Source organism: Gammaproteobacteria bacterium, from assembly GCA_040183005.1.
Classification (GTDB): domain Bacteria; phylum Pseudomonadota; class Gammaproteobacteria.
The window spans coordinates 1,172,168-1,198,555 of record JAMPIW010000007.1; the positions used below are offsets into that span (position 1 = coordinate 1,172,168).

A 26,388-nucleotide genomic window follows, 5' to 3' on the forward strand; every position below is an offset into this window, starting at 1 on the left:
TTTAGCGGGCGATCGTATTGGTACGTTTGATTTTATTTTGCAACTGAATAATGCCGTACAACAGCGCCTCCGCCGTAGGCGGGCAACCGGGGACATAAATATCGACCGGCACAATACGGTCACACCCTCTCACCACCGAATAGGAATAGTGATAATAGCCACCGCCGTTGGCACAGGACCCCATCGAGATCACCCAGCGCGGCTCGGACATCTGGTCATACACCTTGCGTAGCGCAGGGGCCATCTTGTTGACCAGAGTTCCCGCCACCACCATCACATCGGATTGGCGCGGACTGGGACGGAACACTACGCCAAAACGATCCAAATCATAGCGGGCGGCGCCCGCGTGCATCATTTCCACAGCGCAGCAGGCCAAACCGAACGTCATCGGCCACAATGAACCCGTGCGCGCCCAATTGATGAGTGAATCGGCAGTGGTCGTGACCACACCCTTTTCAAGAACGCCCTCTATTATTCCCACTCCAGGGCTCCCTTCTTCCACTCATAGATAAACCCGATCACGAGGATGCCGAGAAACACCACCATGGCGATGTAACCAAACATGCCTATCTCACCCAGCACCGCAGCCCAGGGAAACAGAAAAGCAATTTCAAGATCGAAGACGATAAACAGGATGGCCACGAGGTAATAGCGCACATCGAACTTCATGCGCGAATCTTCGAATGCCTCGAAGCCGCACTCATAGGGAGAGAGCTTTTCGCTGTCAGGGCGATTCGGCGCAACCAAAAAGCCGGCGACTACCGGTGCGACCCCAAAAAAGATGCCAAGCCCGAGAAAAATCAAGATTGGCAAATAGTTTTCCAACATTGCCGCTATCCCCCACCCAAAAGACACAATACCCACGGACGCCCTCTTTGCGCTAGACAAAGGGACGTCATCAATTTTTGCTCACAAAAATATTTATCGAGTTTTCGAGTCTAGGCTAGGAAACAAGATGCTGTCAAGCAGCTAATGCAAGCCTACTACCATACAATTCATGCGGTTACGCAAGAAGCATAAAGAGCTTGGCTGCAACAAATCTCAGATACCGCTTTTTAATACTTCTGAACGTACCGAGAGTACGCGCGACAGGAAACATCCTCTCCCCATAATAGAATACACCTGCCTTTGATTTTATTGCAAAAAAAAGCAGCCAAAATCATATTTTGGCTGCTTTACTTAAGTTTACCTAAAAAACCTTAAAAAAGGTTATTGTTGGTTTTTTTGTATGGTACCGATGGCCGGACTCGAACCGGCACAGCTTGCGCCACTACCACCTCAAGGTAGCGTGTCTACCAATTCCACCACATCGGCTTAAATCTCAAGGAACCTATGATGGGCACCTCTACTCTCTTATTGCGTAGGCTTGGCCGGCACAACCGGTGACTGCTGAGTACCGCCGCTGGGCGCCATCGCAGGAACCATTGGCGTCACCCCCACTGGCTGAGCAGGCTTAGGCTGGACCGGAACCGCCATATCCGTAACGCTCTTCCGTTCCGTTCTATTGCCGGACAGGTACGCCAGAGACAGACAGAGAATAAAAAACAACGCAGCAAGAACAGCCGTTGCTCGCGTCATAAACGACGCCGAGCCGCGACTACCGAATACCGTCTGTGATGCGCCACTTCCAAACGCGGCGCCTATATCAGCGCCCTTGCCCTGCTGAATCAGCACCAGACTGACCAGAGCAACCGCCACAATCACGAGAACAATCGACAAAATAGTATACATTTTAAATTACGCCAATAAAATCCAGAGAAATCCTGCCCAGCTGGAACTCATTCTGCCGCATGGCAGATCGTCAGAAACTCACTAACGTCCAGGGAAGCACCACCTATCAGGCCGCCATCGATATCCGGCTTGGCGAACAACTCCGCCGCATTAGCCCCCTTCACGCTTCCACCGTAGAGAATCTGGATTTTACCCGCAATCTCCGCACTATGCGCAGAAATCTGCCGCCGGATAAAGGCATGAACCTCCTGCGCCTGATCGGGTGATGCAGTTTTTCCTGTACCTATCGCCCATACCGGCTCATAAGCAATCACCGCGCCTCCAAGTGCCGCCAGGCACTCCGGCGAATCCAGCACTGCATCGAGCTGACGCGCAACGACGGCCTCAGTCAGCTCGTTTTCACGGTCTTCCAGCATCTCTCCGACACAGAAAATCGGCGTGAGTCCACCCCTGCTTGCCGCGAGAAACTTGCGCGCCACTATTTTGTTGTCTTCACCAAACAGCGCCCGCCGCTCCGAGTGACCTACGATAGCATAGGTACAACCGAAATCCAGGAGCATCGTCGCCGATATTTCGCCGGTATAGGCGCCCGAAGAAGCGTAGCAAAGATTCTGCGCGCCCAACGCCATAGGCGTGCCTTGCAGCATGACCGCAACATCCGCAAGGTAGGCGTGCGGAGGGCACAAGGCAATCTGCGTCTTGACGGCGCCGGTAACACCCGCCTTGATACCTTCGACCAGCTCCTTGGCGCTCGCGCGGGAACCGTTCATTTTCCAATTTCCAGCGACTAAAGGCTGCCGCATTATTCTACCTCAAGACAGTGCGAACAAGGTGCCGAATGTTACAGCGAGTAACGTAAGAAATCAATTTTATTAACGGAACCATGGAGTCCAGGGCAATCGCATCGTGTTTCTCAGTGGATGCCCGCGATAGATGGTGCGTATTCTCCCGACCCGGCTACCGCTCCCGCAAACTCTCCTGCCCATACTGCAACAGCGGGCTGAGGAAATACTCGATCACCCGCCGCTTGCCGGTCTTGATCTCCACCGTCACGGCCATGCCGGGCGTCAGGTTCACCTGCTTGCCTTCGACAGCCAGGGTGGCCCTGTCCATCTTCACTCGCGAAGAGTAGATCAGGCCGCGTTTCTCGTCGTTGATCGCGTCATGGGAGAGATGCGTGAGTTTGGCGTGGATGGTGCCATACTTGGTGTAGGGAAAGGTTTCGATCTTGACCTCTGCGTTCTGGCCGGCATTGACGAAGCCGATATCCTTATTCTCGACAAAGGCCTCGACTTCCAGCGGATGATCCCCTGGCACGATCATCATCACCGGCTGGGCGGGGGTGACCACGCCACCGACAGTATGCACGGCGAGCTGCTGCACCGTGCCGTCCACCGGCGAGACGAGCGTCATCAGCCTGCCGCGCGTGTCCGCTTTCACCAACTCCTGCTCCAGCGCCCGCGCCTTTTGCAGACCTTCGTTCAGGCTGTCCAGGGTCAGCCGCCGGGTCTCGGCAGCCAGCGCCGCCTTCTCGCTCCGGCCCTCGATCAGGGCGGCGTCGATCTCCTGCAACCGGCTGCGTTGCGTTGCCAGGTCACCCTCCTTCTCGATGCGTTCCTGTTCACGCTCCAGATAGCCGTGGCGGGGCACGAAGCTCTTGTCCACCAGATCCTTATAGTCCTGCGCCCGCTGGTGGGCAATCGGCGCGGTCTGCTCCAGCTTGTGTACCAGTTCCAGGGTGGAGCGCCGCTCGGCCTCGCGCCGGGCGATATCGGCCTCGATGCGGGCGCGCTTTGCCAGATATTCGCCGAATTGCCCTTCAAGAAGGCGCTGGGCCTCCTGCCACTGAGCCGGATTGATTCCATCGGCTTTCCTAAGAACGGGTGGACGGCCCTCTTCTAGCGCCACGAGCAGCGCGCGCGCCCGGCCAATCTGGAACCGTGCCGCCGCCAGGTCGCTCGCCAAGCGGTCCATGTCGGCCTGGGCATTGGTGGCATCCAGCTCGATCAGCACCTCACCCGCCTTGACCACCTGCCCGTCGGCGACATGAATCGCTTTCACGGTGGCGGTCTCCATCGGCTGGATGACCTTGGTGCGGTCGTTGGGCACGATCTTGCCCTGGGCGGTGGCGACGATGTCGATCCTGCCGAACACCGCCCACAGCAGCGCAATGAGGGCGAACGCCATCAGCAGCCACATCGCCACACGGGGCAGCGGTGAGACGGGCGTTTCCTGTAACGCCAGCGCCGCCGGGAGAAACTGCGCCTCGTGTGGCAGGCGCGCGCGGCCATCGTGCTGTTTGCGGTCGCGCCAGGCATGGCGGAAAATCGAGGCATAACGCTTCAACAGATCACGGGATGCCTGAAAGTGGGGCATGGTCATATGGGTACCTCTAAAAATTCGATCAAGCCGATGATGGCAAGGCGGGAACGCGCGAAAAAGCGCAGTTTACACGGAGTCTGCCGCTTCCCGGCTCCGCATTTTGAGTGCGTTTCCAACGCAGCCAGCGCGACTTCAGCAAATTTTTAGAGGTACCCATGGTCACCCCTGCTGTAAACGATAAAGATGGGCATAGTGCCCGGCATCCCGGCCGACCAGCTCGGCATGGGGACCTTCCTCGACGATCTGGCCGCGCTCCATGACGATGATGCGGTGCGCATCCCGTACCGCAGACAGGCGATGGGCGATGACGATCACCGTGCGGCCCTTGCAGATCGCCTTCATGTTGTTCTGGATGATGCGCTCGGATTCATAGTCCAGCGCGCTGGTCGCCTCATCGAAGATCAGGATGCGCGGGTTGGTGATCAGCGCGCGGGCGATGGCGATGCGCTGGCGCTGGCCGCCGGAGAGCGTCGAACCGTGCTCGCCGACCATCGTATCGTAACCCTCCGGCAGCTCGGTGATGAACTCGTGGGCGCCGGCGAGTTTGGCTGCGTGGATGACCGCCGAAAGTGCAGCGCCCGGATCGGCCAGGGCGATGTTCTCGCGGATGCTGCGGTTGAACAATACATTCTCTTGCAGCACCACGCCGATCTGGCGGCGCAGTGAGGAGGCATCGGCCAGGGCGAGGTCGATGCCGTCGATCAACACCCGGCCGCGCTCAGGCGCATAAAGGCGCTGCACCAGCTTAGCGAGCGTGCTCTTGCCGGAACCGGAGCGGCCGACAATACCGATTACCTCACCGGGGCGAATCACGAGACTGACGCCGCGCAGCACTTCCGGGCCGTCCGGCCGGTAGCGGAACACCGTCTGGTCGAACTCGATGCGCCCCTGAATCGGCGGCAGCGCGCTCTTGGCGCCGGCGATCTCGGTGCGGGTGTTGAGGATGTCGCCCAGGCGCTGCACCGAAATGCCGGTCTGCTGGAAGTCGGTCCACAACTGCGCCAGTCGAATCACCGGGTTGGCCACTTGCGCGGCCAGCATGTTGAAGGCGATTAATTGGCCGACCGTGAGTTGACCATCGATGACCAGCCGGGCACCGACCCACAAGGTCGCCACCGTCACCAGCTTGCTGATCAACGACACGCCGCCACCAGCCAGTGTGCCAATGGTCGCAGTGCGAAAGCTGGCCGAGACGTAGGCCGCCAGCTGGTTGTCCCAGGTGCGCGTCCATTGCGGCTCAACCGCCATACTCTTCACGGTGTCGATGCCGCCAAGGGTCTCCACCAGGAATGCCTGATTCTCCGCGCCACGATTGAACTTCTCGTTCAGCCGCGCGCGCAGCAGCGGCGTGGAAAGAACCGACACCAGGACATAGCACGGCAGCGACAACACCACGATCAGCGTCAGCCAGCCGCTGTAGTAAAACATCACCGCCAGGAACACCACGGAGAAAACCAGATCCAGCACCAATGTAATCGCGTTGCCGGTGAGAAAGGAGCGGATGTTCTCCAGCTCCCGCACCCGCGCCACCGAGTCGCCCACACGGCGCGCCTGAAAGTAGGCCAGCGGCAGATTCAACAGATGCCGGAACAACCTCGCACCCAGTTCCACGTCGATGCGGCTGGTGGTATGGGCAAACACATAGCTGCGCAGCGTGGTCAGCATGACCTCGAAGGTCACCACGGCCAACAGGCCCACGGCGATCACGTCCAGCGTGGTGAATCCCCGGTGCACCAGCACCTTGTCCATCACCACCTGGAAGAACAGGGGCGTGATGAGGGCGAAAAACTGCAAGACGAACGACACCAGCAGCACTTCACCCAGCAGCTTGCGGTATTTGACGACCGCCGGGATGAACCAGGTGAAATCGAATTTGGCCAGATCACCAGCCAGTGAGGCGCGCGATGTAAAGAGGATCAACTCGCCCGACCAGCGCGCCTGAAAGGCATCAATGGCGATGATCTCGGGCCGCTCCGATTGCGGGTCTTGAATCAACACCTTGTCGCTCTCGATGCGGGCAAGGATGAAATAACGGCCGTCCCTATCTACAGCGATGGCGGGCAACGGCGTATGGGCCAACCGTGCCAACGACGGCTTGACGACCTTGGCCTTTAATTCCAGCTTCTTCGCCGCCAGCAGGATATCAGCCGTGCCGAAGCGCGTGCCGCTTTCCCTGAACTCATGGGCAATCTGATCCGGATCGGCCGCCAGCCCGTGAAAGCGGGCCAGCATAACCAGACAGGCCAAGCCAGTGTCGATGGCTTTGGCAGGTTCTGCCTCATCCTGAAAGGGTGCGTGTGGGGTATGTTCTGTTTGTTCAGCCGGGGGTTCCCCCGACGCAATGAGTGTCAGTTGCGGAGTGGGCTCCGTCATGTTATGCATTCCAAAATAAACCCCTCATCCGCCTTCCTGGAGGATGAGGGGCAAAAGACTACGATCGGGATTACTGCCAGTTCGCCGCAATAACCGGGGTGAGCGTTGCCTGGTAGGACGGTGGCAAGGTGGCCTGACCGGAGACCGGTGGCTCAAAGGCTGCCATCGCCGAAATCAGGGATTCAACTTGCCCATCGAGCAGCATCTTTCCGTCCGCCGTTTTGAACTGTTCGACGTGATAAGCGTTACCACTGTACCAGCTTTGAATCGTAGTCCTGTCGTCAGTCCCTATGACGCTTATTTCGAGACTCGAACCAACGCGGCGGAACCAAAGCTGATCACTGGAGATACCCGCACCAAACTGTAATAGGTCGGCACTTCCCGTGGTGCTGTCGTAGTCGTTGATTGTATCCTGTCCCAAGCCACGGCCAAACAGGTAGCTATCGTTGCCCAACCCGCCGTTGAGGGTGTCGTTTCCAGCGCCGCCATCCAGCGTGTCGTTGCCCGCGTCCCCAGAAAGGGTGTCATTGCCCTCTTGACCCTGAAGGCTGTCCGCGCCATTGCCGCCGTACAGGGTGTCGTTTTGCGTGCCGCCCTTGAGGATATCGTCGCCGTCTTCACCGAACAGCCGATCTTCGCCCGCGCCGCCGTCGAGCGTGTCGTTGCCCGCCTTGGCATAGAGGGTGTCGTCGCCGGCCAGACCCGAAAGCGTGTCCGCCGTGGCGTAGCCGTACAACATGTCGTTCTCACCGCTGCCAGTCGCCACTCTCGACTTGATCGCTGCCACGTCCCACACCGTGCCATCGGCAAACTTGACCTGTTCGACCTGGAAGCCGTAGGTGGCGTCGTTGTAGAAGTAGTTGTTGACCCGCAGGGCATCCGCAGTGCCATTGATCGACAGCACCAGCGCATCACTGTCGCGCTTGAGCGCCACGTCGGTGGTCAGCACGTCGGCACCAAGCTGGATCACGTCGAGCTTGCCCACTGTGCCGTCGTTGGCGCTGATGGTGTCCTTGCCCGAACCCTTGCCGAACAGGTAAGTGTCGTTGCCCGCACCACCATCAAGCATGTCGTCGCCGGCGCCACCGTCCAGCGTGTCGTTGCCCGCGTCCCCAGAAAGGGGGTCATTGCCCTCTTGACCCTGAAGGCTGTCCGCGCCATTGCCGCCGTACAGGGTGTCGTTTTGCGTGCCGCCCTTGAGGATATCGTCGCCGTCTTCACCGAACAGCCGGTCTTCGCCCGCGCCGCCGTCGAGCGTGTCGTTGCCCGCCTTGGCATAGAGGGTGTCGTCGCCGGCCAGACCCGAAAGCGTGTCCGCCGTGGCGTAGCCGTACAACATGTCGTTCTCACCGCTGCCAGTCGCCACTCTCGACTTGATCGCTGCCACGTCCCACACCGTGCCATCGGCAAACTTGACCTGTTCGACCTGGAAGCCGTAGGTGGCGTCGTTGTAGAAGTAGTTGTTGACCCGCAGGGCATCCGCAGTGCCATTGATCGACAGCACCAGCGCATCACTGTCACGCTTGAGCGCCACGTCGGTGGTCAGCACGTCGGCACCAAGCTGGATCACGTCGAGCTTGCCCACTGTGCCGTCGTTGGCGCTGATGGTGTCCTTGCCCGAACCCTTGCCGAACAGGTAAGTGTCGTTGCCCGCACCACCATCAAGCATGTCGTCGCCGGCGCCACCGTCCAGCGTGTCGTTGCCCGCGTCCCCAGAAAGGGGGTCATTGCCCTCTTGACCCTGAAGGCTGTCCGCGCCATTGCCGCCGTACAGGGTGTCGTTTTGCGTGCCGCCCTTGAGGATATCGTCGCCGTCTTCACCGAACAGCCGGTCTTCGCCCGCGCCGCCGTCGAGCGTGTCGTTGCCCGCCTTGGCATAGAGGGTGTCGTCGCCGGCCAGACCCGAAAGCGTGTCCGCCGTGGCGTAGCCGTACAACATGTCGCTCTCACCGCTGCCAGTCGCCACTCTCGACTTGATCGCTGCCACGTCCCACACCGTGCCATCGGCAAACTTGACCTGTTCGACCTGGAAGCCGTAGGTGGCGTCGTTGTAGAAGTAGTTGTTGACCCGCAGGGCATCCGCAGTGCCATTGATCGACAGCACCAGCGCATCACTGTCACGCTTGAGCGCCACGTCGGTGGTCAGCACGTCGGCACCAAGCTGGATCACGTCGAGCTTGCCCACTGTGCCGTCGTTGGCGCTGATGGTGTCCTTGCCCGAACCCTTGCCGAACAGGTAAGTGTCGTTGCCCGCACCACCATCAAGCATGTCGTCGCCGGCGCCACCGTCCAGCGTGTCGTTGCCCGCGTCCCCAGAAAGGGGGTCATTGCCCTCTTGACCCTGAAGGCTGTCCGCGCCATTGCCGCCGTACAGGGTGTCGTTTTGCGTGCCGCCCTTGAGGATATCGTCGCCGTCTTCACCGAACAGCCGGTCTTCGCCCGCGCCGCCGTCGAGCGTGTCGTTGCCCGCCTTGGCATAGAGGGTGTCGTCGCCGGCCAGACCCGAAAGCGTGTCCGCCGTGGCGTAGCCGTACAACATGTCGCTCTCACCGCTGCCAGTCGCCACTCTCGACTTGATCGCTGCCACGTCCCACACCGTGCCATCGGCAAACTTGACCTGTTCGACCTGGAAGCCGTAGGTGGCGTCGTTGTAGAAGTAGTTGTTGACCCGCAGGGCATCCGCAGTGCCATTGATCGACAGCACCAGCGCATCACTGTCACGCTTGAGCGCCACGTCGGTGGTCAGCACGTCGGCACCAAGCTGGATCACGTCGAGCTTGCCCACTGTGCCGTCGTTGGCGCTGATGGTGTCCTTGCCCGAACCCTTGCCGAACAGGTAAGTGTCGTTGCCCGCACCACCATCAAGCATGTCGTCGCCGGCGCCACCGTCCAGCGTGTCGTTGCCAACTTGACCATACAATGTGTCTTTCCCAAGACCGCCCGTGAGAACCTCACTGGCGGCAGTACCAGAGACCGTCACACTCGCAGGCGTTGTGGCTGTTGAGAGTTTGCTCTTGGCGGTGACGTAATTCCACGTCGTGCCATCGGCAAACTTAATGGCCTCCAGCCCATAACTGGACACGCCGTCCTGGGAGAAGTAGCTCTGCACTTCCAGCCGGTCGTCCGTGCCGTTGATGCCGATATAAAGGCTGTCGTTCAAGCGGGTCAGCGTCACGTCCGTGGTGGTGATACCCGCGCCCAGCAGCACGGTGTCGGTGTTGGTGCCCAGCGCGTCACTATCGTAGTTGTAGATCGTATCCTGGCCCGAGCCCTTGCCGAACAGGTAGGTGTCGGCACCCGTGCCACCACCGAGGTAATCGTTGCCGCTGCCGCCATCCAGCGTGTCGTTGCCCGCGTCTCCGTACAGGGTGTCGTTGTGCTCGTTGCCCTGCAGCGTGTCGTTGCCGTTACCGCCAGACAGATAGTCGACCCCGCTGCCGCCTTTGATGGTGTCGTTGCCGTCACCGCCTTGCACGCTGTCCGCCCCCGTGCCGCCGTCGAGCACATCATCGCCCGCCTGACCACTGAGCGTGTCGTTGCCGTCGCCACCGCTGATGGTGTCGTTGCTGGCGTAGCCGGTCAGCATATCGTTGCCCGTGGTGGGGATCAGCACCTTGGCCTTGACGGCGGCCACGTCCCACGTCGTGCCATCGGCAAACTTAATGGCCTCCAGCCCATAACTGGACACGCCGTCCTGGGAGAAGTAGCTCTGCACTTCCAGCCGGTCGTCCGTGCCGTTGATGCCGATATAAAGGCTGTCGTTCAAGCGGGTCAGCGTCACGTCCGTGGTGGTGATACCCGCGCCCAGCAGCACGGTGTCGGTGTTGGTGCCCAGCGCGTCACTATCGTAGTTGTAGATCGTATCCTGGCCCGAGCCCTTGCCGAACAGGTAGGTGTCGGCGCCCGTGCCACCGCCGAGGTAATCGTTGCCGCTGCCGCCATCCAGCGTGTCGTTGCCCGCGTCTCCGTACAGGGTGTCGTTGTGCTCGTTGCCCTGCAGCGTGTCGTTGCCGTTACCGCCAGACAGATAGTCGACCCCGCTGCCGCCTTTGATGGTGTCGTTGCCGTCACCGCCTTGCACGCTGTCCGCCCCCGTGCCGCCGTCGAGCACATCATCGCCCGCCTGACCACTGAGCGTGTCGTTGCCGTCGCCACCGCTGATGGTGTCGTTGCTGGCGTAGCCGGTCAGCATATCGTTGCCCGTGGTGGGGATCAGCACCTTGGCCTTGACGGCGGCCACGTCCCACGTCGTGCCATCGGCAAACTTAATGGCCTCCAGCCCATAACTGGACACGCCGTCCTGGGAGAAGTAGCTCTGCACTTCCAGCCGGTCGTCCGTGCCGTTGATGCCGATATAAAGGCTGTCGTTCAAGCGGGTCAGCGTCACGTCCGTGGTGGTGATACCCGCGCCCAGCAGCACGGTGTCGGTGTTGGTGCCCAGCGCGTCACTATCGTAGTTGTAGATCGTATCCTGGCCCGAGCCCTTGCCGAACAGGTAGGTGTCGGCACCCGTGCCACCACCGAGGTAATCGTTGCCGCTGCCGCCATCCAGCGTGTCGTTGCCCGCGTCTCCGTACAGGGTGTCGTTGTGCTCGTTGCCCTGCAGCGTGTCGTTGCCGTTACCGCCAGACAGATAGTCGACCCCGCTGCCGCCTTTGATGGTGTCGTTGCCGTCACCGCCTTGCACGCTGTCCGCCCCCGTGCCGCCGTCGAGCACATCATCGCCCGCCTGACCACTGAGCGTGTCGTTGCCGTCGCCACCGCTGATGGTGTCGTTGCTGGCGTAGCCGGTCAGCATATCGTTGCCCGTGGTGGGGATCAGCACCTTGGCCTTGACGGCGGCCACGTCCCACGTCGTGCCATCGGCAAACTTAATGGCCTCCAGCCCATAACTGGACACGCCGTCCTGGGAGAAGTAGCTCTGCACTTCCAGCCGGTCGTCCGTGCCGTTGATGCCGATATAAAGGCTGTCGTTCAAGCGGGTCAGCGTCACGTCCGTGGTGGTGATACCCGCGCCCAGCAGCACGGTGTCGGTGTTGGTGCCCAGCGCGTCACTATCGTAGTTGTAGATCGTATCCTGGCCCGAGCCCTTGCCGAACAGGTAGGTGTCGGCGCCTGCGTCTCCCATGAGAGAGTCATTACCTGACCCACCCTCCAGAATGTCGTTACCGGCACCACCGTAAAGCGCGTCATTGCCGGCACTACCGAGCAAGGCATCATTACCCTCCCCTCCGAACAAATAGTCATTGCCAGCCTCACCAAAAAGCAGGTCATTGCCTTGCTGCCCGGAAAGATTGTCGTTACCTCCACCGCCCAGGGTGATGTCATCTTTGGCAGTACCGTTGATAACAGTACCGGCAGCGCCGTCCATTCGCACATTGAATTCGGCCAACACACCTTGCACTGCATCCGTCATGGGAACGGAGCGCAACGTGTTCAGCAGATAACCGTAACCGTCCCAACTGCTACCGGTGAACATACCTTGCCCATACTTCACGAACTCGATAATGTCAGTAAGTCCGTTGACGGAGTCGCCGGTCAATTTTTGCGCAAACATCGCCTCGACGGGGGAAAAATCCAGCGCAAACTGGCCGTTGCTCACGACGACGCCGATGGCGTCGGCATAGGGTTTCAGGCGGGTTTGGAACAGCAACCCCTGATAGACATAATCGCGCAACAAGTTGTAACTATTTTGCGCAAGGGCCTCCTGCTCTGGAGTGTAAATAAGCACAGACATAGGCGCCCCGATCATGTTACCACTACCCGTCGGAACTTGTATTATCCAATGCTCCAAAAGAGTAGTCCCGTTAAACTGTTCCAACGCGATAATTCGCTGATACATCTCGGGATGAGATACTTTAAATCCCACAATAGCCACCAAAGGAGGGCTGCCCCCAAAAGTAGCCAGCGTCGGAGTCCAATCAGGATTGGACGGGTCTAAAACAAACCTGAATGGCTCTCTTGCATTAGCGAGACTCGTTTTCATCGTGCTCGTCTCGCCCCAAGCCTTGATCACATCATCAATCAGTGCGAGCTGCCCGCTACGCGTCGTAGCGGAAGAGTAAGCCGTTAAAGCCGGTACAAGCCGGCCTGTACTGTCCAGACTCACGGCTTCCCGCAAATCCCGCACCATGCCCGCGCCCTGCAGTTCCGGCAACGCTGCCGCCGGGGCCGTTATTGCCACCGGCGTGACAAACTCCCGCTCCAGCGTGCTCTCGCGCAGAACCATGTCACCCATTGTTCCCGTCGAACCATCCGCCCGGGTAAAACTCCCCTGGCGGGCAATCGAGTTACCGTTGCCAAGAGCGGTGTTGGGTGATGTGTAGCCAACATCCAGCGAAGTGATGCCAAACGTGCCTAACGTGAACAGTTCATTCGCCTGGCTCGCGCCATCCTGGTTGAGGTCGCGCCAGACACGCAGATTCGCAAACTGGGCATCGGCGGCATCAATCCTGCCGTCCCCGTTAGTATTCAGATCCCTGAGCGCGTTAAAGCCACTGGCAGCAGTGCTCGTACTCTGCAACGTGTTGTCGCCGAACAGCTCGGCGCCGTTGTCGATCATGCCATTGCCGTTGCGGTCCCACACCAGCAACCCATCATCCGCCCCCACCCAGCCCGTGGCGGTCTTCACGCCATCGCCGTTATGGTCGAACAACACGCCCTGGTAGCCGTTCTCTGCTACGGTTTCTATGCCGTCGCCGTCGAGATCGAGGGCCAGGGGGTCGCGGCGCGGTGGTGGGGCTTTGGCGGCGTTGAAACGGTCGGACATGTTCTTCATCACGCCGTTACCCATGACGGACCATTCGTCGTATGCAAGCTTGAGCGTAAAAGCTACTATCGCGTTTTTCCGGTACTGCAACCCATAGACCGACAATCCGGAGATATCCATTTGAAGCATCGTCATGATCAACTCGCGGTCGGCGCGCGTGATGGCCATGCTTTGGTCGTATCGAGTCGGCAATTTCATCGCATCCTCATAGGCCAAGTCATGGGTCTTGAACAGCTTATCGAGAGGGTCTTGCCATGGAGCCGCCTTTTGTGCAGGTGTAAGCTGCTCGCCATTGGTTTCGATGCCGGCGCTCCATCCCGGCCCGCCCCAGTCTCCATATGTTGGCAACCCAGATACAAATGGCATAGCTTCCCCCTTTCTTGGTTAAAATGATGTGTAAGACTTTCAATCGCTTCTCACGGTAATTACCCGATCCGGTACCGACAACTCGATTTTCTGCAACCCCGTGCCATCGCTATTCATCACCATGAGGTCCTCCCTGTGGTTGCGTTCCTTATCAGACAAAAACACCACACGGCGCCCATCGGGAGAAATGTTCCCTTGCGTTATCATCGACTCAAGCTTGGTTAGGCGCGCTATTCCCCCGGGTGTTTTCAGGAAAAGATCATAATTGTAATTACCCTTTACCCCATCCAGGTCATTTGATATGGAATTGAACAGGATCTTTGACCCATCAGTGCTAACACTTGGATCGTAAGAGTGATCTCCTCGCGTAAAGGCCGGTTGCAGGGTGTGATCCGTCTTGCTCATGATGAAGATGGTGTTATCTTGGAATTTTTCCTTGTAGTCCCGGAAATTACTTAGCGGCTCCGCAGAAAAGATGAAATGCCTCCCATCGGGGAGATATGCCGGGGGGTTAGCCGAAAAAAATTCAAACTCCGTAAGTCGCGTCTCTTGCTTGCTGGCAATATCAAGCTCATAGATATCGCTATCGGAAAAGCGCGTCCTTCCTGATTCTCTCTCCCGTCTCGCCTTAGCGAATATGACGCGCTTGCCGTCGGGGGAAAAGTCCGGAGTGTCCTTACGATCTTTTGTGGTTGTCAGTGCGCGATAGCCTGTGCCGTCTAGATTTACGGTCGCAATCTGCGTGACCGCATCGTTACCTAGACCAACAACGAACACGATCTTTTTACCATCCGCCGAAAACTTTCCCATCCCCCACTCTTCTCCTTGCGGAGGCTGAAAAACCGATAACCGTCCAGAACCGAGCTCATACAAAGCCAAGGTACAGTTTGATCGCGGGGGGCAATAGGCCAACAGGAGCGTTTTGTTATCCGGTGAAAAATCCGGAGAATTCACTTTAAGACGATCTTTCTGTGAGTCCATATAGGTACATCCAATGAGGGAATAGGAGATCAGAGCACTGAAACAAAGCCAGCACAATGTGTGCCGCTCGCACGACCAGAATTCTTTTAGCTTTCCATGCCAGATGCCCCATCCTTGCCAAAAATGGCTCAGTCTCATGCGGCAATTATCTCAAGATGGTGAAAAAAGGATCGTGCATTTCGAACCATTCCAGGAAACATCATGACACCGCACCCGCGAGGTTGCGAGGTTGCGAGGTTGCGAGGTTGCGAGGTTGCGAGGTTGCGAGGTTGCGAGGTTGCGAGGTTGCGAGGTTGCGAGGTTGCGAGGTTGCGAGGTTGCGAGGTTGCGAGGTTGCGTTTTTTATTTTCATTATTTATTACCCCGTTTTTTTCCGAAAATTAGCATGACCAGATAGCCATGTCAATAATGAAAATCGCGCACGCAACAGCAAGCAATCGAGTTACCGTTGCCAAGGTTGGTATTGGGCGAGGTATAGCCCAGATCAAGCGAAATAATGCCGAACGTGTTCAGCGTGAACGGTTCATTCGCTTGGCGCGCCGCATCCTGGCTCAGGTCGCGGTGGGGTGCGGGTGGCGCTGAGATCGCGGTTCATTCCGTTCAAAGTGTCGCTAACAGTATTACCCCGAACGGAATCTCACGCCATCTTCCAGTCAATCAACTCTGCGGCAGTTTGAAAAGATGCTCCCGGTAGTATTTCAGCTCACTAATGGAGTCGCGTATATCCTGCAGCGCCAGATGGCTTGCTTCCTTGTTCTTGGCAAAACCGGCGGCGACGGTGGGTGCCCAGCGCAATGCTAGCTCCTTGACCGTGCTGACATCGAGGTGGCGGTAGTGGAAATATTTTTCCAGGTCGGGCATGGCGCGATGCAGGAAGCGCCGGTCCTGGCATATGCTGTTACCGCACATGGGGGATTTGTTGGGCGGAACATATTTTTTCAGGAATTCCAGCGTCTGCTGTTCGGCGTCGATTTCCGTCAAGGGGCTGGCGCGCACCCTGTCGATCAAACCGGATTTGCCGTGCTGCGTGCGGTTCCAGGCATCCATGCTATTAAGCACCGCCGCATTCTGGTGTATCGCCAGCACGGGACCTTCGTCTAGAACATTTAGATGAGCATCGGTAATGATCGTGGCAATCTCGATGATATAATCCTGCTCTGTATCCAGGCCTGTCATCTCCAGGTCGATCCAGATAAGGTTGCTGGGGTTTTGCGCCATAAAGCCTTCTCGTCATAGCAATTTCAATGTTCCGCATTCTATCAGAGACAGATTCCCCTGCGCGGAAAAAAACCGGAGATTATTTTAGCCCATGACTGTTTTTACCCTGATATTTCTCACTATGCTGACGCTCAGCGCCGTTATACGCCTGTGGCTGGCGCACCGCCAACAGGCCCATGTCCTGACCCACCGCAAGCACGTGCCTGACGCCTTCCGCGATACGATCCCCGAACCCGCCCATCAGCGCGCTGCGGATTATACGGTCGCCAAAACGCGGCTGGAGACGGCAGAAATCTGCATCGGCACCCTCTTATTAGTGGGATGGACGCTTGGTGGCGGGCTGGACCTCATGGACCATGTCTGGCGCAACCTGCATTTCACCCCGCTCGCAACTGGTGTGGGCGTGCTGACCAGCGTATTTATACTGACACAATTGCTTGATTTGCCGATGTCTGTCTACCAGACATTCAGGCTTGAACAACGCTTTGGATTCAATCACACCACGCCCAAGCTGTTCATCATCGACCTCATCAAGCAAAGCGTCCTGCTGCTAGTGCTGGGCGCGCCACTGGCGTGGCTTGTTCTATGGCTGCTGGGAAATAGCGGCAGTTTATGGTGGCTGTACACCTGGGCGGTGTGGATGGGATTTATACTGCTGATGATGTGGGCCTATCCTGCAGTAGTCGCGCCGTTGTTCAATAAATTCAAGCCCTTGCAGGACGGCGCGCTGCGGGATCGCGTGATGACCTTGCTGAACCGCAACGGCTTCGCCAGCCAGGGCATCTTTGTCATGGACGGCTCGCGCCGCTCCGGGCATGGCAACGCCTATTTCACGGGATTGGGTACAAATAAGCGCATTGTCTTTTTCGACACCCTGATTAACGCGCTGAGTGCCGATGAGATCGAGGCGGTGCTGGCCCACGAACTGGGCCACTTCAAGCGCCACCACATCCACAAACGCATCGCCCTGGCTGCGGTGGCGGCGCTGGCCGGGCTTGCCCTGCTCGGCTGGCTGCTGGATCAGGCGTGGTTTTATGCCGGACTGGGAGTAACACAGCCCTCCCCTTACATGGGATTAATGCTGTTTTTACTGGTGGCGCCGGTATTCAATTTTTTCATGCAGCCGGTGACGGCCTATTTCATGCGTAAACATGAATTCGAGGCCGACGACTTTGCCGCTGCGCAAACCGACCCAAACGATTTGATCCGCGCACTGGTCAAGCTCTATAAGGAGAACGCCGCCACGCTAACGCCCGATCCGCTCTATTCGGCGTACCACGACTCTCACCCTCCGGCCCCCGTGCGAATTGCGAACTTATCTGCTAAATTAAGAGCCTGTCTGTGAATAAATCATCCCTGCGACGGAGGCTGGTTTTGCGCAGGACAAGGAACACTGAGCGCAGTGTGCTTGTTGCACATGAGCGAAGCGTGACGCCGCACTGCGCAAAACCAGCCCCGTCCCTCCGGGTTGCGCCCCAAAACACGCCATGCGGCGTTGCTCGCCGCTCATTTGGAATCACCAAACTTCGCGTCTCGCGCCTTGCTTGGCGTGTTTTGGGGCGGCAACGCAGGGATGATTTATTCACAGGCAGGCTCTAAACCGGCACATATAAGGAGATCGCCATGGACCAACCTCGTTTGATACTGAACACCACCCTGATTCTGGCCGCGCTGATGTTTTATGCGGGCCATGCCAAGGCCACAGACCTCAATCAAGGTGAGAAACTCTACAAAGCCAACTGCTTTTCCTGTCACGATTCCAGCATACATACGCGACCGAACAGCATTATTCACTCGCTATCCGCACTGAAAAAACGCGTGCAATTCTGCGAAAGCATGAACAAGCTGGGCTGGTCTGACGCACAAAAAGGGGATGTCGTTGCCTACTTGAACGCGACCTTTTACAAATTTAAATAACACCATGACAGACCTTATCGCCAGGCATTGCCGCCCCTGCCAAGCCGGTGAAGCGCCGCTTGCCAAGGCGGCAGCGCTGGCGCTGCTCAAGCATTTGAATAACTGGGAGATCAACGATACTGGCACCGAAATCAGCCGGATCTTTAACTTCAAGAACTATTACCAAACTATTGCGTTCGTGAATGCCTTGGCGTGGATAGCCCACCAGGAAGATCACCACCCCACCCTCACCGTGCATTACAGCAACTGCGAGGTGCGCTACAGCACCCACACAATCAATGGATTGTCGAAAAATGATTTTATCTGCGCGGCGAAGATTGACGCCTTGCTTTAACCTGGAAATGGCGCGCTACGCGCGACCCACAAAAAAGGCCGGGGCGATATCTCGCCCCGGCCTTTTTTGATACTTATTTTGATACTTATACGGCTTTGTTAGCCGTCTTTACCAACAGCTTTCATGCTCAGACGGATACGTCCCTGCTTGTCTATCTCCAGCACCTTGACCTTGATTACTTCGCCTTCGGTCAGCTTATCACTAACGTTCTCAACGCGGTCATCTGAGATCTGGGAGATATGCACCAAGCCATCCTTACCAGGAAGTATGGTTACGAAGGCACCGAAATCCATCAGTTTTGACACCTTGCCCTCATAGACCCTGCCCACTTCCACATCGGCAGTGATCTCCTCGATGCGGCGACGCGCCTCCAATCCGGCGGCCTTGTCTACAGAGGCGATTTTCACCGTGCCGTCATCAGTGATGTCGATACTGGTGCCGGTTTCTTCGGTTAACGCGCGAATGGTGGCGCCGCCCTTGCCGATCACATCACGGATGCGCTCGGGATTGATCTTGAAGGTGACATAACGCGGCGCGTATTCAGACAGTTCGCCGCGCGGCTGGGAAAGCACTGCATTCATCTTGCCCAGGATGTGCAGACGCCCCTCTTTGGCCTGATCCAAGGCAACCGACATGATCTCACGAGTAATGCCATCGATCTTGATGTCCATTTGCAGGGCGGTAACGCCCCCCGTGGTCCCGGCAACCTTGAAATCCATGTCGCCCAGATGATCTTCATCACCCAGAATGTCGCTGAGCACCGCGAAGCGCTCGCCCTCTTTGATCAGCCCCATAGCAATACCAGCCACCGGCGCTTTGATCGGCACGCCAGCGTCCATCAGCGCCAAGCTGCTGCCGCACACCGAAGCCATCGAGCTGGAACCGTTGGACTCGGTGATTTCGGAGACCACGCGGATTGCGTAAGGATAATCGGTCATGTTCGGCATCACCGCTATAACACCCCGCTTGGCAAGGCGGCCATGGCCGATCTCGCGGCGCTTCGGGCTGCCGACCATGCCGGTCTCGCCTGTGCATGACGGCGGGAAGTTGTAGTGCAGCATGAAAGGCTCTTTGCGCTCACCCTCAATCGCGTCGATCACTTGGGCATCACGCGCAGTGCCGAGCGTAGCTACTACCAGAGCCTGGGTCTCACCACGAGTAAACAACGCGGAGCCATGGGCACGAGGCAATACGCCAGTGCGGATGGTGATAGGGCGGATAGAGCGGGTGTCACGCCCATCGATACGCGGCGCACCTTCCAGAATACTATTGCGCACCAAACCGCTTTCCAGTGACTCGACGGCGCCTTTGACGGCATCAGAAGCCCAAACAGGCTGAGCGCCTTCGGTGCACAGCTTGGCAACCACATCTTTACGAATCTCTGCAAGGCGCTGCTGACGGACACGCTTCTCTTTAATCTGGTAGGCCTCGGCAATCGCTCCACCGCAGGCGCTCTTGACCGCTTCCTGCAAATCAAGATCCGCTGCCGGAGGCTGCCAATCCCAGGCAGGCGTACCCACCTCGGCGGCCAGTTCGCGTATTGCATTAACCGCGATCTGCAATTGCTCATGGCCGAACATCACGGCATCCAGCATCACTGTCTCGGACAGTTCGCGGGCCTCGGACTCCACCATCAACACCGCGCTTTCCGTACCGGCCACTACCAGATCCAGTTCGGAATCATTGAGCTGATCTTTGCCAGGGTTGAGAATGTATTGACCATTCTTATAACCCACACGGGCGGCGCCCACCGGGCCAGCGAAGGGGATGCCGGAGATCGCAACCGCCGCAGACGCACCTAGCATAGCGGGGATATCAGGGTCGATATTGGTGTCCAGCGAAACTACCGTGGCGATAATCTGGACTTCGTTGATAAACCCTTCAGGGAAGAGGGGGCGGAGCGGGCGGTCAATCAGGCGGGAAGTGAGGGTTTCTTTTTCGGTGGGGCGTCCTTCGCGCTTGAAAAATCCTCCAGGGATCTTGCCAGCGGAGTAAGTGCGCTCCTGGTAGTTGACCGTCAACGGAAAGAAGTCCCGGCCTGGCACGGCTGTTTTAACTCCAACACAGGTCACCATAACCACCGTGTCGCCCATGCTGCACATCACGGCACCTGTGGCTTGGCGGGCAATTTCGCCTGTTTCAATCGTAACGTCGTGAGCGCCGTACTGGAAAACTTTTTTGATGAGGGTCACATCCAATTCCTTAAAATAACCGCCAGGAGACATCAGCAATCACAGGTACCTCCCGCGCTTGCTGCAAGCACAGGGACGGGCTTAAAGCCCACCCATGCGCCCCGGAAGAGAACACAGATATAAAAAACCCCTTTTTTCAAGGGGGGGTAGCAGACGTTATCGGCGCAAACCAAGGCGCGCAATCAGATCGCGATAACGACCAAGATCGATTTTCTTGACATAGTCCAGCAGCTTTCTGCGCTGGCTCACCATGCGCAACAGACCCTGACGAGAATGGTGATCTTTGCTATGGGCCTTAAAATGACCCGACAACTGGTCGATGCGCGCGGACAGCAGCGCTACCTGGACTTCCGGCGACCCTGTGTCAGTGGCCGTGCGTTGGTACTGCTTTACAACTCCGCTCTTACCTTCAGCGCTCAGTGGCATGGTAACTCCTCTATTATGCTCACAAAATCGAAAACGAATATTGTACCCGCGCAGCATGTCGGGTTACAAGACAAACTTGGTCAAACCTTATGAGATTTGCACCAAAAAAAATAGAACAGCAATTTAGAAGTCTATTTAAAGCCACTCTAACTGCCCCCCCTGATTAACCATCCATGCTGCCAACAAGCCGCTTGGGGGCAACCCGACCATCCTCAAGCATACAGCCCACGCCCAGAAAGCGTCGCTGGCGGGTGTAAAGCTTCACCCAACCACTAAGCGGAGCCTGGGAGGCCCGCACCGCCTGTCCCTGACGCAAAAAATAGGCTGCGTCGTCGGGCAGCAAAACATCCGGCCAGTGCGCCAATGCGCTATCCATCGGCAGCAACAAGCCATCCAGACACGACAAATCTTCTTTCGCGCGTTCTTCCAGCGCATCCAGGGTCAGCATCTGCACGCCATCAAACGGACCCGCCCTGGTGCGACGCAATTCTGCCACATGGGCGCCGCACCCCAGTGCCTCGCCGATATCTTCTGCCAAGACACGGATGTAAGTCCCCTTGGAGCAGTCAACCTCGACCTCCACCAGATCACCATCAAACTGTAACAGGGAGATCTTGTGAATGATCACACTACGTGGTTGGCGCTCAACGACGATACCCTGATGCGCCAGCTTGTATAAAGGCTGGCCATTCTGTTTGATCGCGGAGTGCATTGGCGGCACCTGCTCAATCTGCCCGGTAAAATCCGCCAGCACGCGCAGCAGGCGCGGCTCGTCGATATCAGCAACAGGACGAATGGCCACTGCCGCACCTTCGGCATCGCCGGTGGCGGTCTTGATGCCGAGCTTGATTCGGACACGATAGGATTTATCGGCATCCAACAGGAAGCCCGACATCTTGGTGGCATCCCCCAGGCAAACCGGCAGCAGGCCGGTAGCTAGTGGATCCAAACTGCCCGTGTGCCCGGCTTTGCGCGCCTGGAAAAGACGTTTTACTCGCTGCAAAGCGGAGTTGGAGCTAACGCCGTAGGGCTTGTCAAGCAGAATAATGCCATGAACATCACGGCGCGGCTGACGGGGATGGTTCATGCGTATGTCAGGCTCAATAAATCAGGATGGCAGGTAATGTACAATCGGCAAACATCATTACTCGGGCTTGTCAGACGGATTCCGCCCCTTAGCTACCGCCTCATCAATCAGGGCGCTCAGATTAGCCCCCTTTTCCACAGAAGCATCATAGATAAAAGATAGCGCTGGATTTACCCTCATTAGCACCCGTTGCGCCACCTCATGGCGCAAAAAGCCCGCCGCCCCCTTCAGCACTTCCAGCACTTCATCAACAGGGCGGGTGTTGCCGAACACGGTCACATATACTTTGGCGTGCTTCATGTCCGAGGCAAGATCCACGCCTGACACGGTTACCATACCGAGCCCAGGATCATTGATCTCCTGTTGAATCAATATCGCCAGCTCCCGCTGCAACAGGGTGGCAACTCTCCGGGTACGACTGTATTCTTTTGCCATAAATTTTAAATGTCGGGGTCAGCGGCGGACAACCGATCCCCGCCTCCCCCTTGCACCGACTCCTGCTTTACAACGTTCTGGCAACCTGCACCCTTTCATATACCTCGATTTGATCGCCCGGCCTGACGTCGTTGTAATCCTTGACGCCGATACCGCATTCCGTGCCGGCTCGAACCTCGTTTACATCGTCTTTAAAGCGGCGCAACGATTCCAACTGCCCTTCGAAAATCACCACATTGTTGCGCAATACGCGTATCGGGTTATTGCGTCGCACAGAACCATCCACTACCAGACAGCCCGCAATCGCTCCCAGCTTCGGTGACTTGAACACATCACGCACTTCGGCAAGGCCGACGATCTGCTCCCTGATCTCGGGCGCAAGCATGCCAGAGATAGAGCGCTTGACCTCGTCTATAACATCATAAATCACGCTGTAATAATGCAGGTCAACTCCCGAATCTGCAGTCAAGCGGCGCGCTGAGGCATCGGCGCGCACATTGAAACCGATCAGGATCGCCTGCGAGGCAATCGCCAGATTGACATCCGATTCGTTAATGCCACCCACACCACTGGCGAGAACCCTTACCTGCACCTCGTCACTGGAAAGCCGTGTCAGTGATTCTCTGAGCGCCTCGGCGCTACCCTGCACATCCGCCTTGATAACCAGATTCAGCGCATTGACCTTGCCCTTCTCCATTTGCGAGAAAACATCTTCCAGCTTGGTCGCCTGCTGGCGGGCAAGCTTCACATCGCGGAACTTGCCTTGGCGGAACAATGCGATCTCACGTGCCTTGCGTTCTTCAGCCACTACCATGGCATGATCACCCGCATTGGGGGTGCCGGACAAACCGAGCACCACTACCGGAACAGACGGCCCGGCCTCATCGATGTTATTGCCGTTTTCATCGAACATGGCGCGCACTCGCCCATATTCCTGACCACTCAGCAGGATATCTCCCTTACGCAGCGTACCGTTCTTCACCAAGACGGTGGCTACCGGGCCGCGCCCCTTGTCAAGACTGGATTCGATCACTACACCCGATGCGGGGCAATCCCTTACTGCGGTCAACTCCATCACTTCCGACTGAACCAGGATATTATCCAGCAAGGTATCAACCCCTTCACCGGTCTTGGCAGACACATTGGTGAAGATCGTATCGCCGCCCCATTCCTCGGGGACCACTCCGCGCTGCACCAGCTCCTGCTTGACGCGCTCCGGGTCGACGCCCGGCTTGTCGATCTTGTTCACAGCCACTACCAGCGCAACGCCTGCCGCCTTGGCATGCTCGATGGCCTCGATAGTCTGCGGCATGACCCCATCATCGGCGGCCACCACCAGCACCACGATATCGGTGACCTTTGCGCCACGGGCACGCATCGCGGTAAACGCCTCATGACCCGGCGTATCCAGGAAAGTGATCATTCCCTTGTCGGTTTCCACATGGTAGGCGCCGACATGCTGGGTAATGCCACCTGCTTCGCCTGCAGCGACTTTGGCGCGGCGAATGTAATCAAGCAATGAGGTCTTGCCGTGATCGACATGGCCCATTATGGTCACCACCGGGGCGCGTGTCGCCTGCTCTCCCGTCACGGTCTCGCTCTTGGCCAGATCCTCTTCCAGCGCACTCTCACGCAACAGCTTGGGGACATGCCCCAGCTCCTCGACAACAACCGCCGCCGTCTCCTGATCAATCACCTGGTTGATCGTGACCATACTGCCCATTTTCATCATGAGCTTGATCACTTCAACTGCCTTGACAGACATCTTTTGAGCGAGTTCGGCAACCGTGATGGTCTCCGGCACGCTGACCTCGCGCACAACGGGCGCGGTGGGCCTTTCAAAACCGTGCTTGGCGGTGGGGGCGCCAAACGTGGCAGGCCTGCCCCTGACTTTCTTTTTGCGATGGCCGGACTTATCCGCTGATACGTGTAACTCACTGCGGCCATATTTGGTCGATCGCTCGTCCTTCTCGTCACGATGCTTGACTTTTTTGGCCGCCTGCTCACGCTCGGCAGTCTCTGTTTTAGGCTTCACCACCGCTGGCTTTACTGCTTGCTCAGCGACACGCTTTGTCTCTTGTTCAGCCTTTAAACGCGTCTCTTGCTCGGTCTTGAGCTTGGCCTCCTGCTCCGCCTTGAGCTTCGCTTCCTGCTCAGCCTGGAGTTTCGCATCCTGCTCCTGCCTTGCAAGCGCCTCGGCCTTTTGTTTTTCTTCCAGCTCTCTTTGCTGCTGAGCCTCTTCCTGCAAGCTCCGACCCGCAACTTCCCCGCGCTCGGCGGCCTGACTTTCAATGCGCGCCATCTCTTCAGCGGCAACAACACTGCGCTTGACATAGGTACGCTTGCCACGCACCTCGACGTTAACCGTTTTCGCCTTGCCCGGTGCGCCGGCCTGCTTTAATTCACTGACAATCTTGCGCTTCAGCGTCACCTTCTTGGGTTCCGCCACGGCGAGAGACTCGTCTGCCCCATGCGCCTGGCGCAAGTAGCCCAACAGCAGCAGCTTTTCCTTGTCGCTGATCGGTTCATCTGCGCCTTTTACCGGCAATCCTGCCGCCCCTAGCTGAGTCAGCAGGCGATCAACAGGGATGCCTACGGCATTGGCAAACTGCTCAACTGTTACTTGCGACATTCCTATCTCCTGCCCTTTACAATTCGGTTACTGAGCCGCAAACCAATGTGCACGCGCGGCCATGATTAACTTGCCTGCAAGAGCCGCGTCCACATCTTCAATCGCCGTCAGCTCATCCACCGACTGTTCCGCCAGATCTTCCCGCGTCACCACGCCACGCTCGGCGAGGAGGTAGGCCAAACGCGGATCCATGCCCTCCACCTCAAGCAAATCAGGGGCGGGGGCGGCCTTTTCCAGATTCTCTTCACTGGCAATGGCGCGGGTTAACAACACATCCCGCGCTCGGTTGCGCAGCTCATTGACAATATCCTCATCAAACTCTTCAATCTGCAACATCTCGTGGACGGGAACATACGCAACCTCTTCGATGCTGGAAAATCCCTCCTGCACCAGGATAGCCGCCACTTCCTCGTCAACATCAAGCTGTTCCACGAATATCGCCAGTGTCGACTGAGCCTCGGCCTCGCTCTTGGCCTCCGCCTGGCCTTCGGTCATGACATTCAGCTCCCAGCCCGTCAGATAGCTGGCCAGACGTACATTCTGTCCGCCACGGCCTATCGCCTGCGAAAGATTGTCCTCCGCTACCGCAACATCCATGCTGTGCGCATCTTCATCCACCACGATGGACGTGACCTCCGCTGGCGACATGGCATTAATCACAAACTGCGCAGGGTTTTCGTTCCACAGCACGATATCAATGCGCTCACCCGCCAGCTCATTGGAAACCGCCTGCACACGCGAACCGCGCATACCGACACAGGCACCCACCGGGTCAATACGCGGGTCATTCGACCTTACCGCGATCTTCGCCCGCAAGCCGGGATCACGGGCCGCACCCATGATATCAATCAACCCCTCGCCCGCCTCGGGTACTTCGAGCTTGAACAGTTCGATGAGAAATTCGGGCGCTGTGCGGCTTATGAAAATCTGGGGACCACGGCTCTCTGAACGTACTTCGCGCAGATAGCCGCGCAGGCGGTCGCCGGCCCGCACAGCCTCGCGAGGAATCATGTCTTCGCGGTTGATGAGCGCCTCGGCATTGCCGCCCAGATCAAGGGTGATACCGCTGCGATCCGCGCGCTTAACTACACCCGTCACCAACTGGCCTATGCGGCTTTTATAGGCATCCACGACCTGCGAGCGCTCTGCCTCGCGCACTTTTTGCACAATCACCTGTTTGGCAGTTTGTGCGGCTATGCGGCCAAAGGAGATAGATTCCATCGACTCTTCGATGTATCCGCCAACAACCGCCGCGGGATCTTTCTTGCGCGCCTCGCTCAGGGCAATCTCTTTTTCAGGATACTCGATCTCCGCGGCATCATCGATCACCAGCCAGCGGCGGAATGTCTCGTAATCACCCGTCGCACGATCAATCGCAACGCGCACGTCGACTTCACTCTCATAGCGCTTCTTGGTCGCCATCGCAAGCGCAGCCTCGATGGCACCGAAAATCACTTCTTTGCCGACGCCCTTCTCGTTGGACACCGCATCAACAACCAGCAAAATTTCTTTGTTCATGACTCCCGCCCTTGGATCATTCGCTCA

General features: G+C 57.7%; 19 protein-coding genes and 1 tRNA gene. 4 read left to right on the top strand and 16 right to left on the bottom strand.

The window, feature by feature from the left end:
- Nucleotide 1: 1 nt before the first annotated feature.
- The 9 genes from M3A44_11455 to M3A44_11495 all read right to left on the bottom strand — a co-directional run bounded on the left by M3A44_11455 (nucleotide 2) and on the right by M3A44_11495 (nucleotide 14,602).
- Complete coding sequence (locus M3A44_11455; protein MEQ6342241.1) at nucleotides 2-481, bottom strand: NADH-quinone oxidoreductase subunit B; 480 nt, start codon at nucleotides 479-481, stop codon at nucleotides 2-4.
- Nucleotides 472-828, bottom strand: coding sequence for an NADH-quinone oxidoreductase subunit A (locus M3A44_11460; protein ID MEQ6342242.1), 357 nt, complete (start codon nucleotides 826-828; stop codon nucleotides 472-474). Before M3A44_11460 ends, M3A44_11455 begins: the two co-directional genes overlap by 10 nt.
- A gap of 401 nt (nucleotides 829-1,229) precedes the next feature.
- Nucleotides 1,230-1,314: transfer RNA gene (locus tag M3A44_11465), tRNA-Leu, on the bottom strand.
- Between the two features lie 39 nt (nucleotides 1,315-1,353).
- On the bottom strand, nucleotides 1,354-1,731 hold the full coding sequence (gene secG / locus M3A44_11470; protein MEQ6342243.1) for a preprotein translocase subunit SecG: 378 nt from the start codon (nucleotides 1,729-1,731) through the stop codon (nucleotides 1,354-1,356).
- A 47-nt stretch (nucleotides 1,732-1,778) separates the two neighbouring features.
- Nucleotides 1,779-2,534: a triose-phosphate isomerase gene (tpiA, locus tag M3A44_11475; protein ID MEQ6342244.1), complete on the bottom strand. Its 756-nt coding sequence runs from the start codon at nucleotides 2,532-2,534 to the stop codon at nucleotides 1,779-1,781.
- A gap of 154 nt (nucleotides 2,535-2,688) precedes the next feature.
- Entirely contained in the window at nucleotides 2,689-4,113 is a 1,425-nt protein-coding gene (locus tag M3A44_11480; GenBank protein ID MEQ6342245.1) for an HlyD family type I secretion periplasmic adaptor subunit, read from the bottom strand.
- A gap of 159 nt (nucleotides 4,114-4,272) precedes the next feature.
- Entirely contained in the window at nucleotides 4,273-6,345 is a 2,073-nt protein-coding gene (locus M3A44_11485) for a type I secretion system permease/ATPase (GenBank protein ID MEQ6342246.1), read from the bottom strand.
- 211 nt (nucleotides 6,346-6,556) lie between these two features.
- Complete coding sequence (locus M3A44_11490) at nucleotides 6,557-13,621, bottom strand: calcium-binding protein (GenBank protein ID MEQ6342247.1); 7,065 nt, start codon at nucleotides 13,619-13,621, stop codon at nucleotides 6,557-6,559.
- A 39-nt stretch (nucleotides 13,622-13,660) separates the two neighbouring features.
- Nucleotides 13,661-14,602 carry a hypothetical protein gene (locus tag M3A44_11495; GenBank protein ID MEQ6342248.1) on the bottom strand — a complete coding sequence of 314 codons (942 nt, stop codon included), beginning with the start codon at nucleotides 14,600-14,602 and terminating at the stop codon, nucleotides 13,661-13,663.
- Between the two features lie 399 nt (nucleotides 14,603-15,001).
- Between M3A44_11495 and M3A44_11500 the strand changes: the two genes are divergently transcribed.
- Nucleotides 15,002-15,184, top strand: coding sequence for a hypothetical protein (locus M3A44_11500; GenBank protein MEQ6342249.1), 183 nt, complete (start codon nucleotides 15,002-15,004; stop codon nucleotides 15,182-15,184).
- Between the two features lie 75 nt (nucleotides 15,185-15,259).
- Here the strand turns inward: M3A44_11500 and orn are convergent, their stop codons facing one another.
- Nucleotides 15,260-15,820, bottom strand: coding sequence for an oligoribonuclease (orn, locus tag M3A44_11505; GenBank protein MEQ6342250.1), 561 nt, complete (start codon nucleotides 15,818-15,820; stop codon nucleotides 15,260-15,262).
- 91 nt (nucleotides 15,821-15,911) lie between these two features.
- On the opposite strand from orn, the gene M3A44_11510 reads away from it, so the two are divergent.
- From M3A44_11510 to M3A44_11520, 3 genes are all read left to right on the top strand, one after another.
- A complete protein-coding gene (locus tag M3A44_11510; protein MEQ6342251.1) occupies nucleotides 15,912-17,165 on the top strand; it encodes a M48 family metallopeptidase in 1,254 nt (417 codons plus the stop codon).
- A gap of 278 nt (nucleotides 17,166-17,443) precedes the next feature.
- Nucleotides 17,444-17,737: a cytochrome c gene (locus M3A44_11515; protein ID MEQ6342252.1), complete on the top strand. Its 294-nt coding sequence runs from the start codon at nucleotides 17,444-17,446 to the stop codon at nucleotides 17,735-17,737.
- A gap of 4 nt (nucleotides 17,738-17,741) precedes the next feature.
- Nucleotides 17,742-18,071, top strand: a complete 330-nt coding sequence (locus tag M3A44_11520) for a 4a-hydroxytetrahydrobiopterin dehydratase (protein ID MEQ6342253.1) — start codon at nucleotides 17,742-17,744, stop codon at nucleotides 18,069-18,071.
- A 98-nt stretch (nucleotides 18,072-18,169) separates the two neighbouring features.
- On the opposite strand, the gene pnp is transcribed toward M3A44_11520, so the two are convergent.
- The 6 genes from pnp to nusA form a co-directional block, all read right to left on the bottom strand.
- On the bottom strand, nucleotides 18,170-20,263 hold the full coding sequence (gene pnp, locus M3A44_11525; GenBank protein MEQ6342254.1) for a polyribonucleotide nucleotidyltransferase: 2,094 nt from the start codon (nucleotides 20,261-20,263) through the stop codon (nucleotides 18,170-18,172).
- 156 nt (nucleotides 20,264-20,419) lie between these two features.
- Entirely contained in the window at nucleotides 20,420-20,689 is a 270-nt protein-coding gene (rpsO, locus tag M3A44_11530) for a 30S ribosomal protein S15 (protein MEQ6342255.1), read from the bottom strand.
- Nucleotides 20,690-20,852: 163 nt separating this feature from the next.
- Complete coding sequence (gene truB, locus M3A44_11535) at nucleotides 20,853-21,776, bottom strand: tRNA pseudouridine(55) synthase TruB (GenBank protein MEQ6342256.1); 924 nt, start codon at nucleotides 21,774-21,776, stop codon at nucleotides 20,853-20,855.
- 57 nt (nucleotides 21,777-21,833) lie between these two features.
- Entirely contained in the window at nucleotides 21,834-22,211 is a 378-nt protein-coding gene (rbfA, locus tag M3A44_11540) for a 30S ribosome-binding factor RbfA (GenBank protein MEQ6342257.1), read from the bottom strand.
- A gap of 67 nt (nucleotides 22,212-22,278) precedes the next feature.
- Nucleotides 22,279-24,843 carry a translation initiation factor IF-2 gene (gene infB / locus M3A44_11545; protein MEQ6342258.1) on the bottom strand — a complete coding sequence of 855 codons (2,565 nt, stop codon included), beginning with the start codon at nucleotides 24,841-24,843 and terminating at the stop codon, nucleotides 22,279-22,281.
- Nucleotides 24,844-24,870: 27 nt separating this feature from the next.
- On the bottom strand, nucleotides 24,871-26,361 hold the full coding sequence (nusA, locus tag M3A44_11550; GenBank protein MEQ6342259.1) for a transcription termination factor NusA: 1,491 nt from the start codon (nucleotides 26,359-26,361) through the stop codon (nucleotides 24,871-24,873).
- Between the last annotated feature and the right edge of the window lie 27 nt (nucleotides 26,362-26,388).

Coding starts and splice junctions, on each gene's coding strand:
- M3A44_11460 (MEQ6342242.1), bottom strand. CDS start 828: ATGTTGGAAAACTATTTGCCAATCTTGATTTTTCTCGGGCTTGGCATC.
- truB (MEQ6342256.1), bottom strand. CDS start 21,776: ATGAACCATCCCCGTCAGCCGCGCCGTGATGTTCATGGCATTATTCTG.
- M3A44_11480 (MEQ6342245.1), bottom strand. CDS start 4,113: ATGACCATGCCCCACTTTCAGGCATCCCGTGATCTGTTGAAGCGTTAT.
- tpiA (MEQ6342244.1), bottom strand. CDS start 2,534: ATGCGGCAGCCTTTAGTCGCTGGAAATTGGAAAATGAACGGTTCCCGC.
- orn (MEQ6342250.1), bottom strand. CDS start 15,820: ATGGCGCAAAACCCCAGCAACCTTATCTGGATCGACCTGGAGATGACA.
- M3A44_11510 (MEQ6342251.1), top strand. CDS start 15,912: ATGACTGTTTTTACCCTGATATTTCTCACTATGCTGACGCTCAGCGCC.
- secG (MEQ6342243.1), bottom strand. CDS start 1,731: ATGTATACTATTTTGTCGATTGTTCTCGTGATTGTGGCGGTTGCTCTG.
- nusA (MEQ6342259.1), bottom strand. CDS start 26,361: ATGAACAAAGAAATTTTGCTGGTTGTTGATGCGGTGTCCAACGAGAAG.
- M3A44_11490 (MEQ6342247.1), bottom strand. CDS start 13,621: ATGCCATTTGTATCTGGGTTGCCAACATATGGAGACTGGGGCGGGCCG.
- M3A44_11500 (MEQ6342249.1), top strand. CDS start 15,002: ATGTCAATAATGAAAATCGCGCACGCAACAGCAAGCAATCGAGTTACC.
- M3A44_11515 (MEQ6342252.1), top strand. CDS start 17,444: ATGGACCAACCTCGTTTGATACTGAACACCACCCTGATTCTGGCCGCG.
- rpsO (MEQ6342255.1), bottom strand. CDS start 20,689: ATGCCACTGAGCGCTGAAGGTAAGAGCGGAGTTGTAAAGCAGTACCAA.
- M3A44_11520 (MEQ6342253.1), top strand. CDS start 17,742: ATGACAGACCTTATCGCCAGGCATTGCCGCCCCTGCCAAGCCGGTGAA.
- infB (MEQ6342258.1), bottom strand. CDS start 24,843: ATGTCGCAAGTAACAGTTGAGCAGTTTGCCAATGCCGTAGGCATCCCT.
- M3A44_11495 (MEQ6342248.1), bottom strand. CDS start 14,602: ATGGACTCACAGAAAGATCGTCTTAAAGTGAATTCTCCGGATTTTTCA.
- rbfA (MEQ6342257.1), bottom strand. CDS start 22,211: ATGGCAAAAGAATACAGTCGTACCCGGAGAGTTGCCACCCTGTTGCAG.
- M3A44_11485 (MEQ6342246.1), bottom strand. CDS start 6,345: ATGCTGGCCCGCTTTCACGGGCTGGCGGCCGATCCGGATCAGATTGCC.